This window comes from Streptomyces sp. ISL-87 (genome assembly GCF_018614095.1).
Classification (GTDB): domain Bacteria; phylum Actinomycetota; class Actinomycetes; order Streptomycetales; family Streptomycetaceae; genus Streptomyces.
Window position 1 is genome coordinate 58,053 of sequence record NZ_JAGGOY010000076.1, and the last position, 16,103, is coordinate 74,155.

The following is a 16,103-nucleotide window of genomic DNA, read 5'->3' on the forward strand; positions in this document are numbered from 1 at the left end:
GGAGTGACACCGGACAGTGCCTGGCGCCGCCGCCTGGAGCTGCGGGAAGGCCGCGCGACTGTCAACGGCAGCTGCAACCGTCGATCGACGAGACCGGACCCCGCGCATGAGCCGCCCAGAACCTGGCAGGGTCCGGCTCGCCGGAGGGTCCTTGACGCTCCAGCCCATGGCTGACTCCGCACGGCGGCAGTACCTCGCGACTGCCGCTAGGAGTCGCGACCCGCTCGATGTGATGGGCCATCGGAAACAAGCACGATTTCGAGCTGCCGAAGAATGCGCAGCTCAGGAAGATTTTCCGGCTTCTGAACGCCGGGTGGCCGGGGCTGGAGCGTCAAACGCGCATCACGGCCCAGCAGGCTCCTGGGCGGACCCTGCATGGGGCATGAGCGTCGTATCTGGGTCGAGGCTCCCGGCAGACGGGCCCTGCGTCCGATGTCTCGCCCAGGCTCCGCCGTCCAGGGCTGCCTTGCGCTGCAGCCTGCGAGAACTCAGGCCGGGAGGCCCAGTTCCCTCGCGATCAGCATGCGCTGCACCTCGCTCGTGCCCTCGCCGATCTCCAGGATCTTGGAGTCCCGCCACATCCGCGCCACCGGGTACTCGTTCATGAACCCGTACCCACCATGGATCTGCGTCGCCTCACGCGCGTTGTCCACCGCCACCGTCGAGGAGTACAGCTTCGCCACCGCCGCCTCCTTCTTGAACGACTCCCCCCGCACCAACCGCGACGCCGCGTCCCGCCAACCAACCCGCGCCATGTGGGCCCGCATCTCCATGTCCGCCAGCTTGAACTGGATGGCCTGGTAATCGCCGATCGGGCGCCCGAACGCGCGACGCTCACGCGCGTACTTCACCGATTCATCCACACACCCCTGCGCCAACCCCGTTGCCAGCGCCGCGATCGCCACCCGCCCCTCGTCCAGGATCCGCAGGAACTGCGCGTACCCACGCCCCTCCTCACCCAGCAGATTCCCACCCGGCACCCGCACGTCCGAGAACGACAGCCCACGTGTGTCCGACGCGTTCCAGCCCACCTTTGAATACGGCGCCGCCACCGTGAAGCCCGGCGTCCCCGAAGGCACGATGATCGACGAGATCAGCGGCCGCCCGTCCGGCTTGCGACCCGTCACCGCCGTCACCGTCACCAGGCCCGTGATGTCCGTACCCGAGTTGGTGATGAAGCACTTCGACCCGTTGATCACCCACTCACCCGTCGCCTCGTCCCGCACCGCCGTCGTCCGCGTCCCGCCCGCATCCGAACCGCACTCCGGCTCCGTCAGCCCGAACGCCCCCAGCATTTCCCCCGCACACAACTTCGGCAGCCACTGCCGCTTCTGCTCCTCCGTCCCGAAACGGAACACCGGCATCGCACCCAGCGAGACACCCGCCTCCAGCGTGATCGCCACCGAGGAGTCCACCCGCGCCAGCTCCTCCAACGCGATCCCCAGGGCCAGGTAGTCCCCGCCCATCCCTCCGTACTCCTCCGGGAAGGGCAGCCCGAACAGCCCCATCCGCCCCATTTCCCGCACGATCTCGTACGGAAACTCGTGGCGCTCGTACAGATCTCCGATCTTCGGGGCCACCACGTCATGGGCGAACTCGGCTACGGTGCGGCGCAGTTCATCGTGCTCGACGGTGAGGCGATGGTCCATGGTCTTCGGCGGTCCTTAAGTGAGAGGGTTCGTACACAAGAAGAGCCGGCGGGGTCAGTCCGCCCGGCGGGTCAGGCCTGCCACTTCCCGGTCAGTCGCGAGGTGGCTTCGCGCACCACGTCCGCAGGCTTGCAGAAGGAGAAGCGCACGAGATGGTCGGTGTGCGGGTTCTGCGGGTTGTGTCGGAATGCGGAGCAGGGAATGGCCGTTACCCCCGCGCGCGCGGGAAGGTCGCGGCAGAACCGCGTCCCGTCCAGATAGCCGGCTCCCCGTACGTCCGCCTGGAGGAAGTACCCGCCTTCGCCGCGATAGGTGCGCAGTCCGGCCTGTTCGAGACCGGTGCGCAGCAGGTCCCTGTGGCGTTGCAGCGTGCCGCGCAGGGCCGCCGTCCACGCCTCCTCGTCGCCGAGCATGCGCGCCACGGCGAGCTGGAACGGGGTGCCGGAAGCGAAGGTGAGGAACTGCTTGACGGAGAGGACGGCTTCCACCAGCCTGCCCGGTCCGCAGGCCCAGCCGACCTTCCAGCCGGTGACGTTGAATGTCTTGCCCGCAGACGAGACCACCAGGGTGCGCTCCCGCATGCCGGGGACCGAGGCGAGCGAGTGGTGCCCGGCCCCGTCGTACACAAGGTGTTCGTAGACCTCGTCCGTGACGGCGGTCAGTTCGTGGTCCAGGCACACCCGGGCCATGGCGGCCAGTTCCGCAGCGGTGAAGACCTTGCCCGTGGGGTTGTGGGGTGAGTTGAGCAGCAGCAACCGGGTGCGCGGGGTGACCGCCGCCCGCAGCGCGGCCTCGTCCAGGCAGAACCGGTCGCCCTCCGTCGCCAGCGGGACGGCGACGAGCCGGGCGCCCGCCAGCGAGGCGGCGGCTTCGTAGGCGTCGTAGCAGGGGTCAAGCGTGAGGACCTCGTCCCCGGGGTTGCACAGTGCCAGCAAGGCCGCTGTGACGGCCTCGGTCGCTCCGGCGGTGACGACGACCTCGCGGTCGGCGTCGTAATGGATTCCGAAGCGACGCAACCGGCTGTTCGCTATCGCCCTCCGCAGCTCGGCCAGGCCCGCTGCGGGCGGGTACTGGTTGTGCCCTTCGGCGATGGCCGCCATGGCGTCGTCCAGGAGGACGCGGGGGGCGCTCAGCCCGGGTGCCCCCTGACCCAGGTCGATCGCACCGTACCGCTCGGCGAGCTCGCGGGTCTCGGTAAAAACGGACGGGCGGAAGTTCTGGATGCGATCGGCCCTGAGCAGGCGCGGGCGCGTGGGCGGCAGGGGCTGTGCCGACGGCACTGTGGTGGTGTCCTTTCCTCGGGTACAGGGAGTCAGGAGTCTGGGACAGGGAGGGAGTGCGGGGGTGCCCGCTCACAGCCGCAGCAGGATGGTGTCGGGGTCCTCCACAAGTGCGCCCAGTGCGGTGAGGAAGGCCGCGGCCTCGGCGCCGTCACACACCCGGTGGTCGAACGCGCAGGTGAGCTTCGCAGTGGGCCGTACGACGAGCCGGTCGCCGTCCACGACGTGGGGGCGGGGACGGATGGCCCCCACGCCGAGGATCGCCGCTTCGGGGTGGTTGACGACCGGCACGCCCTCGTCCAGGCCGAGTGCGCCGAAGTTGGAGACCGTGAAGGTGGAGCCGGTCAGCTCGCGGGGGGTGAGCGTGCCCACGCGCGCCCCGTCCGCCAGCCGCGCCAGTTCCTGGGCGAGCCGCACGGTCGACAGGTCCTGGGCATCGCGCACCACGGGCACGACCAGGCCGCGCGGTGTGGCCGTGCCGATGCCCAGGTGCACCGCGTCGTACGTACGGACCACGGGGCCGTCCTGGACGTACGTGGCGTTGAGCCGGGGGTGTCCGCGCAGCGTGAGCGTCAGGAGCCGCAGCAGGAGGGCGAAGGGCGTGGCGGCGCTCTCTGCGTCCCGTGCGCGCAGCCTGTCGCGCAGAGCGAGCAGGCGGGAGAAGTCGACGGTGAGGGAGCAGTGGGCGTCCGGGATCTCCCGGCGTGCACGCTCCATGTGTGCTGCCGTGCGTGCGCGGATGCCGCGCACGGGGATCGAACGGGTCCCGGGTTCGCTGCCGCCGTCCCCGGCAGTGCCCGTGCTGAGGGAAGCCGCCGCCGCGTGGACGTCCGTGCGGGTGATGGTGCCCTCCGGACCCGAGCCGGCGCCCAGCACGGCCAGGTCCACCCCGAGCCTGCGGGCGAGATGCCGTACGGGTGGCTTGGCGCGGGGGCGCCCGGTGTCGGTCGGCACGGTGGACGGCGAACGGCGGGGAGCGGGGCGTCTGCGGACCGCGCGCCGCCCGGTGTCCGTCCCCGCGCTCGTGCCGTATCCGACGAGCACCGGTCCGGAATCAGCGCCGGTACGGTCGGCACTGACCGCGCCGGCGGCCGTGTCCGGCCCGGCGCTCGTGGCCGCGCTCGGGTCCTCGGCGACGCCCGGTCCCCTGCCGGTGCCCGCGGGCGCCCCGCTGTCGATGAAGATCAGCGGTGTGCCCACCAGCAGGGTCCGTCCCGGCTCACCGCGCCGTTCCACGACGGTCCCGGCGTACGGGGACGGGATCTCCACCTCGGCCTTGGCCGTCTCCAGGACGCACAGCGGCTGGTTGACGGTGACGGTGTCCCCCGGCACCACCAGCCATTCGACGATGGTCGCGTCGAGCAGCCCCTCGCCCAAGTCGGGCACGAGGAACTCTCGGATCGTGCGGTCGGCGGCGTCAGTCATTGCTGTACCCGAAGGACCGGTCGATGCTGTCGAGCAACCGGTCGACGCCCGGAAGCCATGCCTTCTCCCATCGTGCGGGTGGATACGGAGTGTCGAATCCCGTGACCCTCAGCACGGGGGCCTCCAGGTCCCAGAACAGTTCCTCCTGCACCCTGGCCGCAATCTCCGCTCCAAGTCCCAGGGTGCGCGGGCCCTCGTGCAGCACGACGCAGCGCCCGGTGCGGGTCACCGAGGCGGCGATCGTTGGGAAGTCGAGGGGGGCCAGGGAGCGCAGGTCGACCACTTCCAGCTCCCAGCCGTACTCGCGCCGGGCGGTCTCCGCGGCGTCGAGCGCGGTGCCGACGGTGCCGCCGTAGGCGACCACCGTGACGTCCGTACCGCTGCGGCGGACCAGTGCCTGGTCCAGACGCGCCGCAGGCGCCTCGGCCGTCTCGTCACCGCTCTGCCAGTAGCGCCGCTTGGGCTCCAGGAAGATCACCGGGTCGTCACAGTCGATGGACTGCCGAAGCAGGGCATGGGCGTCCGCAGCCGTCGCGGGCGTCACCACCCGCAGCCCCGCCGTGTGCACCCAGAACGACTCGGTGGACTCCGAGTGGTGCTCCACCGCGCCGATGCCGCCGAAGGACGGGACGCGCAGGGTGACGGGCACCGAGAGCTGCCCGCGGGTGCGGTTGCGGTACTTGGCCAGGTGGCTGACTATCTGGTCCAGTGCGGGATAGGTGAACCCGTCGAACTGGATCTCGGGCACCGGACGCAGTCCCCGCATCGCCATGCCCAGGGCCACTCCGACGATCGCCGACTCGGCGAGCGGTGTGTCGAAGCAGCGCTGGGAGCCGAACCTCTCGGCGAGGCCCTCGGTCACCCGGAAGACTCCGCCTTGGCGCGCCACGTCCTGACCGAAGACGACGACCCGCTCGTCCTCCGCCATGGCCTCGCGCAGCGCCGTGTTGATCGCTTCCACCATGGTCGCAGCCACGGCTCACTCCTTCCGGGACAGTTCGGCGAGCAGCTGCCCGGACTGCTCCAGCAGATCCTTCGTCGGCTCGTGCAGTACGTGGGCGAACAACTCGGTGGGCGGCACGTCGGGAGCGTCGAACACGCCGTCCCGCAGCTCGGCGCACATCCGGGCTGCCTTGTCCCGTGCACGCTCCTCGACCTCCTCGTGCCACAGGCCCCGGTGGGTGAGGTAGCGCCGGTAGCGGGGCAACGGGTCGAGCCGCTCCCAGTGGTCGACCTCGTCCTGCGTGCGGTACCGGGTCGGGTCGTCGGAGGTGGTGTGGGGAGCGAGCCGGTAGGTGACCGCCTCGATGAGGGTCGGTCCGCCGCCCGACCTGGCCCGGGCGGCGGCCTGTTCGGTCACCGCCCGGCAGGCGAGGACGTCGTTTCCGTCGACCCGTACGCCCGGCATGCCGTAACCGATCGCCTTGTGTGCGAGGGAGGGGGCTCGTGTCTGCTCGGAGAGGGGCACGGAGATCGCCCACTGGTTGTTCTGGATGTAGAACACACACGGTGCCGCCTTCACGGCGGCGAAGTTCAGCGCCTCGTGCACGTCTCCCTCACTCGTCGCGCCGTCCCCGATGAAGGCGACGGTCAGGGAGTCCTCGCCGAGCCTGGGCGCCGCCATGGCCGCACCGACGGCGTGCAGGGCGTGCGTACCGATGGGGATGGACATCGCCGCGCAGGCGTGCTCGGGAAAGCCCCAGCCGCCGTGCCAGGTACCGCGCCACACCGCACCGACCGCGGAGGCGGGAATCCCGCGCATCAGGAACAGGCCGAGCTCGCGGTACTGCGGGAAGAGCCAGTCGTCGTTGCGCAGGGCGGCGGCGCAGCCGACCTGGGCCGCTTCCTGCCCCCTGCACGAGGGGTACAGGGCCAGCTGTCCCTGCCGCTGGAGGTTGACGAACTCCGTGTCCACGGCGCGGGTGACGACCATCCATTCGTACAGTTCGGTCAGTTCCTCCGGTGACAGCGTGACGTCGAACTGCGGGTGGTCAACCGGCATGCCCTCAGGGGTGATGAGAGCGACCGGCTGCGGGTCGAAGTCCATGAGGTGCTCCTGTGGAAAGTGCGGAAACGGGTGCTCCCGCGGGTGGGCGCGTGTGTGCCCACCCGCGAGCCGGCCATCAGCGGTCCCGGGGTGTGGTCAGCCCAGAGGGGGCCAGGTGAGGACCGCTTCGTTCTGCCCGGTGAGCTTGGACAGCGGTACGAACCGCGTGTAGAGGTCACGGGCGAGGGCGGGGAAGAGGCCCTCCAACTGCTCGGTCTCGCTCAACGCACGTGCCGCGGCGACCAGTCCCTCCGTCCGCGGCCTGCGCTCGTCCTCGTAGCCGCGCAGCGCCGCGACCGGATCCGCTGTCGCGCGCAGGTGCTGGGCAAGGACCACGGCGTCCTCGATGGCCAGCGCCGCCCCCTGGCCCAGACTCACGAGCATCGGGTGGGCCGCGTCGCCGAGCAGGGTCGTGCGCCCGGCGCCCCACCGCTGGAGGAACGGGCGGTCCTGGGCAGTGATGCGGACGATCGATTCCTCGGGGGTGGTGCGGATCGCCTCCCGCACCTCGTCGGCCCACCCCGCGAAGATGCCCTCAAGCCCTGCCTTGCCGCGCCGCAGGTGTCCGGAGGCACCCGGGGGCACGTTCTTCGTCGCCCACCAGTAGGCGCGGCCACGGCCGATGTCGGCGAGGCCGAAGCGCTGTCCACGCCCCCAGTAGTGCGCTGCGTAGCCCTTGCTCATCCGCGGATGGGTGAAGGGCACCGTGGCCAGCCAGCACGCGTAGTTGCCGGGCCGCGGTTCATCGGTGCCCGCCACCTGCCTGCGAATCGCCGAGTTGAAGCCGTCCGCTCCGATCAGGACGTCGCCCGAAACGGTCCTACCGTCCGCGAAGGTGACCTCGACCCCGTCCTCACCGCTGACGAACCCGGCTGCCGTGGCCCCGAATTCGATGGAGCTCTCGTCGCCGAGCGCGTCCAGCAGCGTCTGTTGGAGGTCGGCCCGGTGTACGGCGTAGTTCGAGGCCCCCAACCGGTCCGAGAGCTCACGGAACGGCATGCTCCTGATCGGACGGCCGCGCCGGGTGAGGAACTTGAGTTCGTCGAAGACCTCGGCACGCTTGTCGAGCCCCGGGGCGATGTCGATGTCGAGGGTGCGCAGCGCCAGGACCGCGTTGCACATCAACGACACCGCCGTGGTGCCCGGCCGCAGTTCGGGAGCCCGCTCGAAGACCTGTACCTCGACGCCTGCGCGGCGCAGTGTCGCGGCGGCTGCGAGGCCGCCGATGCCCGCTCCGATGACAAGCGCCTTGCGCGGGGGGTGCTGCGTCATTTCCCACTCCTCTTCGACGGCCGCCTCCGGCCCGGTTGGCCGGCCGTCATCACCTGAACCAGGTTCTCGGCGACGACGTTCACGTGCGGTTCCTCCAGGAGCACCAGGTGGTCACCGGGGACGTCGACCACCTGGAGCCGTCCCGTGGTCAGCTCGCCCCAGCCGTTGGTGGGGTCCGTGTGCAGGCTCTGCGCGGCCCCGTGCATCGGCTGGAGGATCTCCGGCAGTTCCGAGGTCGCACGGAGCAGCACCACGTCCCCGTCGGCCGGTTCGGGCCGGTAGGTGAGGATCGCCTGCCAGTGCGCCCTGAACATCTCGAACAGGCGGCGCACGGTGGTGCGTGAGCTGCCCGCCGGCAGGACGCCCTCCTGGGTGGCCCGTTCGACGATGAAGTCGAACTTCGCCTCCTCCTCCAGGCCGTCCGGCAGCGAGACCACCGGTGCGGTGCCGCCGCGCCCCATCCACAGCAGCTCCCAGAAGAACCATTCCAGCAGCGAGTGGTCGGCAACGTCGGGCCGCTCCCCCTGCTTGACGGCGATCGGGTCGATAAGCACGGTGCCGTGCAAGGCGTCCGGGTCGCTGCGCCGCAGCTGTCGCGCCATCTCGAAAGCGATGAAGCCGCCGAAGGACCATCCTCCGATCACGTAGGGCCCTTCGGGGCACACGCGCCGCACGGCCTCCAGGTAGACCGCCGCCATCTCGGGGATCGAGCTGAGGGGCTCGGTGCCCGCCACGGTCCCCGACGCCTGGAGCGCGTAGACCGGCTGGTCCTGCGGCAGGTGACGGGCGAGGCGTACGTAGCACAGCACATGGCCGCCCAGCGGGTGGACCAGGAACAGCGGCGGCTTGTCGCCCTCGGTGCGGATCGGCACGACCGGGTCGAACCGGGCCTCGGAGCCGCTGCCCCGCAGGTGCTGTGCCAGACCGGCGACGGTGGGGGCGGCGACGAACGCGGAGAGCGGGACGTTGACGCCGTAGCGCTTCTCGATCGTCATCACCAGCCGCATCGCGGTCAGTGACGTGCCTCCGACGTCGAAGAAGTTGTCCCGGACGCCCACCGTGGGCAGTTCCAGCAGTTCTGCCAGGATGCCCACCAGTGCCTTCTCGTGCTCGTCGGCGGGCGGGGTGGCGTCCGACGACGGAACGGCCAGCGGCATGCGGCGCAGCAGTGCGTCGTCCCGCTTGCCGCTGGGCGTCAGGGGCAGGCTCGCCAGCCACTCCAGGTGCGCGGGCATCATGTAGTCCGGCAGCACCGCGCGCAGTCGGCTGCGCACCTCGTCCAGGTCCACGACGTCGGCGTCGCCGACGAGGAAAGCCGCGAGGAACGCGTCTCCGCTCTCCCGGCGCCGGGACACCACCGCCACCTCGCGGATACCGGACGCGGCCTGCTCCTCGGCGAGCTTGGAGAAGGCGAGTTCCACCTCGGCCAGCTCGACCCGGAAGCCGCGCACCTTGACCTGGGAGTCGGCGCGGCCGAGCCAGACGAGGTTGCCATCGGGCATGACCCGGGCCAGGTCGCCCGTGCGGTACAGACGGGCGCCCGGCTCACCGGACGGGTCCGGGACGAACCGCTGCTCGGTCAGGTCGGGGCGGTTGCGGTAGCCGTGGGCCAGGCATACCCCTCCGACGTAGATCTCGCCCTTCGCGCCCGGCGGCACCGGCCGCATCAGGCCGTCGAGCAGGTGCAGCTCGATCCCGTCCACGGGCACGCCGACGGGCGGCAGGTCGGGGAAGAGGGCCGGGTCGCCGGTCATCGTGTGATGGGTCAGCAGGTGGGTCTCGGTGGGTCCGTACTGGTTCTCCAGGACCGTGTCCGGCCGCGCCGCGCAGAACTGGCGGATCTCGTCGGTGATCCTCAGCTGCTCTCCGGAGGAGATGACCACCCGCAGGGCAGCGGGGCGGATGCCCAGCGCCTGGGAGGTCTCCGCGAGCTGCTGGAGCGCGACGTAGGGCATGAAGACCCGCTCCACCTCCTCGCGGTCCAGAAGCCGCAGCAGGGCCGGCATGTCCTTCCGCTCGTCCTCGGCGATCAGCTGCAGGGTGCCGCCGCCGCACAGCGTGGAGTAGATCTCCTGGAACGCCACGTCGAAGCTGAGCGGTGCGAACTGGAGGGTCTTGCCTCCGGCCGCTCCGCTGGCCGAGGGGATCTGCCACTCCTGGTAGTTGGCAAGCACGCGGTGCGGGAGTTCGACGCCCTTGGGTTCGCCGCTGGATCCGGAGGTGAACAGCAGGTAGGCGACAGTCTCGCCGGTGATGTCCGGCAGGTCCGGCCCGCCCCCGGGCGCCGGCTCTGCGGCGAGCAGGTCGGCGACGTACAACAGCCGGGAGGAGTCCTCGAAGAGGTGCGCGTGCGCCTCGTGCGTGAGGATCCGTACCGGATCGGCCTGCGCGACCATCGCCGCGAGCCTGGCCGGCGGATAGGTCACGTCGAGCGGGACGCAGGTGGCGCCTGCCTTCCCGACGCCCAGGACGGTCGCCAGTGTTTCGGGAGAGCGGTCCATGGCGATGCCGACGGTCGATCCGGGCCGTGCTCCGGCGCCGCTCAGGCCTTGGGCGATTCGATTCGCCGCCTCGTCGAGCCGGGCGTACGTCCACTGCCGTGTTCCGCAGGACACCGCGATCGCGTCCGGAGTGGCTGCGACGTGCTCGTCGATGCGCCGTACGACGTCCTTGGGAGGCTCGCCGGGGGTGCGGTGCTCGGCGTCGGTCCGCAGTACCGCCTCGGTCGGCGAGACGCGCAGGAAGCCGAAATCGGCCGGCTCCTCGGGGTGTTCGGTCATCTGCCGGAGAATGGCCAGGTACGTCTGGCCGATGCTCTCCACCTGCGATGCGGAGAAAGTGCGCCCGTCACAGTCCATCCGCAGCCAGAGGCGTTCGTCCACCGGGTCGGTGACCGCGTTAACCAGGATCTTGAAGTTCGTCTCCTCCCACGTCCTGAAGTCGGTCAGTTCCATGTCGGTGCCCTCGAAGAGCGAGCTGAGGACGTGCGGGTTGACGTAGTTGAAGGCCGTCTCGAAGACGACGTCGCCACCGCGGTCCTCCTGGATCGCGCTGAGCGGGTAGTGACGGTGGGGGTGGCTGTCCTGCTCCTGCTGGTACACCTCGCGCGCCGAGTCGATCCAGCTGCGCGGCCGGGTGTCGAGGCGCAGCGGCAGCGTCTCCAGGAAGAGCCCGGTGATCCTCTCGGCGTCGGCCGTCTCCGGCCGGCCGCCGGTGACGAGACCGGTGGTGATGTCCTGTGTGTCGGAGAACAGCCGCAGGGTCAGGCAGTGGGCGGCAAGCAGCAGGGACTTGACGGGCAGGCCGTGGGTGCGCGCCAGGTGGCCCAGCTCTGTACCGAGGCCGTCCGGCAGTTCCACCTGGTGGTGGATGACGCCCTCGCCGCCTGCGGGCTCGTGGGGCCTCAGTCCGTCGATCTGGGCCAGTTCGACGCCGGTGAGCAGCCGTTGCCAGTACCGCTTGGTCTCCTCGGAGGCGAGGGCCCGCCGTTCCTCGCGTACGTAGAGGGCGGGAGAAGGCAGTTGTCCGGACGAGACGGCTTCGACAGGACGGCCGGCGTGGTGGAGGTAGTCCTGCAGCAGTTCGCGAACGAGGGTGGCCACGCTCCAGCCGTCCAGTATCGCGTGGTGGAAGCTGAACACCAGCTCCACGGTGTCGTCGTCCAGGACATGCGCGCGGAAGAGGTAGAGCGGCGGCCTGTCCAGCCGGTATGCGTGGTACCTCCGCTCCTCGATGTGCCGGGCGATCTCCGCCTGCGCCTCCTGGTCACCCAGGTTTCGCAGATCTGCGATCTCCAGCCCGCCGACGGCCTCCCGGTGGACGAGTTGAAGGGGCTCGGAGAATCCGCCGAGGTCGAACGCGGAGCGCATCACGGGGTGGCGTCGCACCAGGTCGTCGAAGGCACTGCGCAGCGCCTTCTCGTTCCAGGCCGTCTTGAGGGAGTAGCGGAAGACGTCGTGGTACACGGCCGTCCTCTCGTGCTCCCGGCTGTGGTAGAGCAGGCCGAGGTGCAGCCGGGTCGCCGGGTAGGCGTCCACCAGACCCGCCAGTCGGGCGCGGTCGACTCCGGACACCAGTGCGAACGGCTCCAGCGGTGCGTCCCGCACGTCCGGTGACGAAGTGGTCGCGCGGGCGGCGAGCGCCGCCACGGTGGGGTTGCGGACCATGTCGGCCAGGGTGAAGTGGATGCCAGCGCGGCGCGCCTCGGCCTGGATGCGAAGCATCAGGATCGAGTCGCCGCCCAGGGAGTAGTAGTCCTGGTCGACTCCGACCTCCTCGATTCCCAGCACCGCCCCCCAAGCCGCCGCGATCTTCGCCTCGATCTCGTTGGCGGGTGCTGCTGCTCCGCCGTCCGCTTCGACGGCGGGGTCGGGCAGCCTGCCGCGGTCGGCCTTCCCGTTCGCCGTGAGGGGTATCGAGTCGATCCGGACGAAGAATGCGGGAACCATGAACTCCGGCAGGGAGTCGAGCAGTTGGGGCCGTAGGTCGGTGAGTTCCGCTCCCTCGTCCGCCACGTAGTAGCCCACCAGATGGGTGCCCCGGGAGGGTGTGGTCCGGTCCACCACGATGGCGTCCCTGACGCCGGCCAAGGCCGTCAGGTGATTGCGTACCTCGCCGAGTTCCACCCGGCTTCCGCGGATCTTGACCTGGTCGTCGAGCCTGCCCAGGTACTCGAGGGCGCCGTCCGCGAGCCACCGCGCGCGGTCCCCGGTGCGGTACATCCGCTCGCCTGCAGTGAACGGGTCGTCGACGAACGCCGCGGCGTCCAGATCGGGCCGGCCCAGGTAGCCGCGTGCCACGCCGACGCCCGAGATGCACAACTCACCGGGAACTCCGATGGGCTGGAGGTCGCCGTGAGCACCGACCACGTGGAGCCGGATGTTGTCGATGGGCCGTCCGATCGGCACGCGCCGCGGTTCGTCGGCCGGGTCCGCCGGACAGTCGTAGTACGTGACGTCGACCGTCCCCTCGGTCGGACCATAGAGATTGACGAGCCGTGGCGCCGAGGTGCCGGCCGCCGCGAAGACCTGGTTGAACCGGTGCACGTGTGCGGGCGTCAGCGCCTCACCGCTGCAGAAGACCAGGCGCAGGGCGGTGATCCCGTCCCGCAGCGCCGGGTCCTCTTCGAGCAGATCGAGAAAGGGGCCGAGCATCGAGGGCACGAAGTGGGCCACGCTCACCCGGTGCGCCTGCATCGTCGTGAGGATGGCGCGGGGATCGCGCTCACCCCGGGGCGGGAGGAGTGCGAGTCCGGCGCCCGTGATCGACCACCAGAACAACTCCCACACCGAAACGTCGAAGGTCGCCGGTGTCTTCTGCAGCAGGACGTCGCCGGAGCCGACCGGATAGCCGCGCTGCATCCACTCCAGCCGGTTCACCACGGACCGGTGCTCGACCTGCACGCCCTTGGGCTGCCCCGTGGACCCCGAGGTGTAGATGACGTACGCGAGATCGTGCGGGCCTCCGGCAGGCACGAGCGGCGCGGGCTCGGCGCTCGGGCGCGGGGCGGCTTCCAGGCGGCGCACCGGTACGGTGTCGCCCACCACTCGTCCGGACACGGTGGTGCCCAGCAGTACGGACTTGGCCCCGCTGTCGGTGAGCAGGAACCTGACCCGTTCCGCGGGATGGCTCGGGTCGACCGGTACGTACGCGGCGCCCGCCTTGAGCGCCGCCAGCACTGCGACGACGAGTTGCGGGCCGCGCTCGACCGCCACGGCCACCCGGTCACCCGTGGTCACGCCGTCGCCCTGCAACTGGTGTGCGACGTGGTTCGCCCAGGCGTCCAGCTGAGCGAAGGTGAGCGAATCGGCGGGATCCTCCGCCATGACGGCCACCGCGTTCGGCGTCCTGGCCGCCTGCTTCTCGAAGAGAGCATGGACCGTGGAGTCCCGCGTGTAGTCGGTCACCGGACCGCTGCCCACGGCGACCAGGGCGGCGCGCTCTGCGGCGCCGACCATGGATATCTCCGACAGGGGACGGTCCGGCCGGTCGAGCGCGCCCTTGAGGATCGCCTCCAGGTGGGCGGCCACCGACTCGATGGGGAAGTCCGCGTCGAAGACGTCGAGGGCGTAGTCCATGTCGACCAGGACGTCACGGACATCGTCCAGCTCATTCACGACGACCGCCAGGACGTCATCGTCATGGGCCCGGGCCTGTACGACGGTTTCGTACGTCGTGCCCTGTACGCCGGCCGGGCTCGGCCAGCGCAGGTAGGCGATGGTGGTGTCGAACAGCCGCTTGCGGCCGCTGTCCTGGAGCGGAACCGCGCGCAGCAGGTCGCCCAAGGAGAATCGCTCGTGGGGTTTGAGCGCCCTGGTGGCGGACTGCACTTCCGCGACCAGTTCGCTCATCGCGAGGTCCTGGCGCGGGTTCACCCGCAGGGGCAGCGTGTTGGCGAAATGCCCGACGGTCCGCTTCTGCCCGTCAGTGGGCCGGTTCAGCAGCGGTACGCCCAGAACGACCTCGTCGCTGCCGTGGATGCGGGAGAGATAGACGGAGAAGGCGCTCGCGACGAACGCGAACACGGAATGCCCGTCCTCACGTATGCGGTCGATGAGAGAACGCTCGATCAGGAAGCTGTGGCGGGCGCTCCCGCGGGACCCTGCCGGTGCGGTGCGGCGGAAGAAGGCCGGCGCGAGGCCCTTCAACTGCTCCTGGAAGAACTCGCGGTCCGCCTCGTGGCCGGCCGAGTCCCGGTAGCGGCGCTCGTCCTCGGCGAAGTCCAGGTAGGACGGCACGGACCGGTCGTCGAACCTCCCGGTCCGCCGCACCTGGTCGTACTCGGCGCGTACCTGGGACATGAACAGGTTCAGGCCCCAGGCATCCGCAACGATGTGATGCACCTTGACGTAGGCGTGGACGGTGCCCTCGCCCTCCTTGAGCACGGCGGTCGTGAACAACCGACGACGTTCGACCTCGAACGCGACGTCGAACGCATCCTTGATCCACGCCTCACAGGCCGCACGCGGTTCGGCACTCCCGGACAGGTCGATCGTCGGGATGTCGAACGTCTCGTGCTCGGCCCACTGGCTCGGAGTCCCGTCCTCGGGGTCGATCCGGAGCTGGAACGCGTCATTGCGGGCGACCGCACGGCGTAGGCACTCCTTGAGCAGATCGACGTCGACCTCGCCGGTGAACCGGTCAGCGATGAAACAGTTGAACTGCGGTAGGTCGGGGAAGAGGGAATTCGCCGCCCAGATGTCCTGCTGGTAGGCCGTGAGAGTGCTACGCCCCCGTAAATTCACGATCGCTCCATTTTCCTCGGCTGTCGCTTTCGATCCTCGGGCTGTACGGATGCGTCAGCCGGCGTTCTCCGCGTCAATCGTGGTGCCGTGGTACCAGGGGTTTCCCGCCGCCTCCGAAATGAGGTTCCGCGACGCCGTCTCCCGACCCTTTCCGAGGTCCAGGGTCAGGTACTGGACGAATTCCAGAGCGGTGAAGTACTGCCGCATGAAGGTCGGCTGGTCGAGCTCGACCTCGGTCACCGTGACGTTCGCGTTCTGCGGGATCGGCGCGGTCAGCAACGCCACCAGGTTCTTGCGCTTGGCGCGGGTGTATTCATCCTCCTCCGGGTCGGAGAAGATGAGGATGCTGTGACGACGCACGGGATCCGAGAGCGTGGCCACCTCGCTGTGGCAGAACTCGTGGAAGTAGTTCCGCGTCGCGGGCACCATGGCGATTTCGTTGAAGTGCATCTTCGCGAGCTTCAACAGACTCTCGTGCCACTTGGGCGAGCCGAGCATGATGATGTTGGAGTCCTCGCTCCGGACGGCGGCATCGGCCGCCAACTCGCGCAGCGAAGGCGTGAAGTCGGTCTCCAGGGTCTGGGCCAGGGCACGGACTTCCGGACCGTGGTCCTCGTCCAGGAGCCCGAGCTTCAGGAACATGTCGACCAGAATCGAGAAGTACTGGCCGACGTGGAACAGCGGGTACTCGCGGTCCGGCTTACTGAGGGTCCAGCGTGCGATGGACACCCCGTGCTCCTCCCCCAGCTCGCCGAGCCGGCCGCCCGAGGTGAGCAGCAGTACCCGGTCGTTCACCGGGCTCAAGGCGTGGAAGGCCCGGACGGGCTCGTTGGAGTGGCCGCTGTACGAACTCAGGATGATGAGCGTCCGGTCGTCCTCGATCACCGAGCGCGGTATCAGGTACTCGAAGTCGTAGTCGTTGAAGACATGTACTTCGAGGTCGCTCCTGATCGAGCTGAAGAAGACCTTGATCACGTCCGACACGATGGCCGAGCAGCCCATACCGCTGAAGACGATGCGGGTGAAATGACCGCTCCCCAGCTTTTTCACGAGATCTTCCGAGATCCCGGAGATGTCGTACTCATCCGACTTCGTGAAACCGGAGCGGTACTCCTGCTCCAGGAATTCCTGATAGCGTTCAAGGCGCGGTCGCATGACCTTCTCCTTCTGTGTGGTTTCTCACGTC

8 protein-coding genes are annotated in these 16,103 nt (G+C 69.6%); all 8 read right to left on the reverse strand.

Features of this window, described 5'->3' with window-relative positions:
* Positions 1–488 precede the first annotated feature (488 nt).
* Positions 489–1,649 carry an acyl-CoA dehydrogenase family protein gene (locus J7I97_RS26915; protein WP_214939541.1) on the reverse strand — a complete coding sequence of 387 codons (1,161 nt, stop codon included), beginning with the start codon at positions 1,647–1,649 and terminating at the stop codon, positions 489–491.
* Positions 1,650–1,720: 71 nt separating this feature from the next.
* Entirely contained in the window at positions 1,721–2,929 is a 1,209-nt protein-coding gene (locus tag J7I97_RS26920; protein ID WP_308363540.1) for an aminotransferase class I/II-fold pyridoxal phosphate-dependent enzyme, read from the reverse strand.
* A 72-nt stretch (positions 2,930–3,001) separates the two neighbouring features.
* Entirely contained in the window at positions 3,002–4,354 is a 1,353-nt protein-coding gene (locus J7I97_RS26925; RefSeq protein ID WP_214939544.1) for a dihydrolipoamide acetyltransferase family protein, read from the reverse strand.
* On the reverse strand, positions 4,347–5,318 hold the full coding sequence (locus tag J7I97_RS26930) for an alpha-ketoacid dehydrogenase subunit beta (RefSeq protein WP_214939647.1): 972 nt from the start codon (positions 5,316–5,318) through the stop codon (positions 4,347–4,349). Before J7I97_RS26930 ends, J7I97_RS26925 begins: the two co-directional genes overlap by 8 nt.
* A 15-nt stretch (positions 5,319–5,333) precedes the next feature.
* Positions 5,334–6,401, reverse strand: a complete 1,068-nt coding sequence (gene pdhA / locus J7I97_RS26935; protein WP_214939547.1) for a pyruvate dehydrogenase (acetyl-transferring) E1 component subunit alpha — start codon at positions 6,399–6,401, stop codon at positions 5,334–5,336.
* 96 nt (positions 6,402–6,497) lie between these two features.
* Complete coding sequence (locus J7I97_RS26940; RefSeq protein WP_214939550.1) at positions 6,498–7,673, reverse strand: FAD-dependent monooxygenase; 1,176 nt, start codon at positions 7,671–7,673, stop codon at positions 6,498–6,500.
* A complete protein-coding gene (locus tag J7I97_RS26945; protein WP_214939553.1) occupies positions 7,670–14,917 on the reverse strand; it encodes a non-ribosomal peptide synthetase in 7,248 nt (2,415 codons plus the stop codon). Before J7I97_RS26945 ends, J7I97_RS26940 begins: the two co-directional genes overlap by 4 nt.
* Before the next feature lie 54 nt (positions 14,918–14,971).
* Positions 14,972–16,072 (reverse strand): SIS domain-containing protein, encoded by a 1,101-nt coding sequence (locus J7I97_RS26950; RefSeq protein WP_214939556.1) that lies wholly within the window; start codon positions 16,070–16,072, stop codon positions 14,972–14,974.
* Positions 16,073–16,103 lie beyond the last annotated feature (31 nt).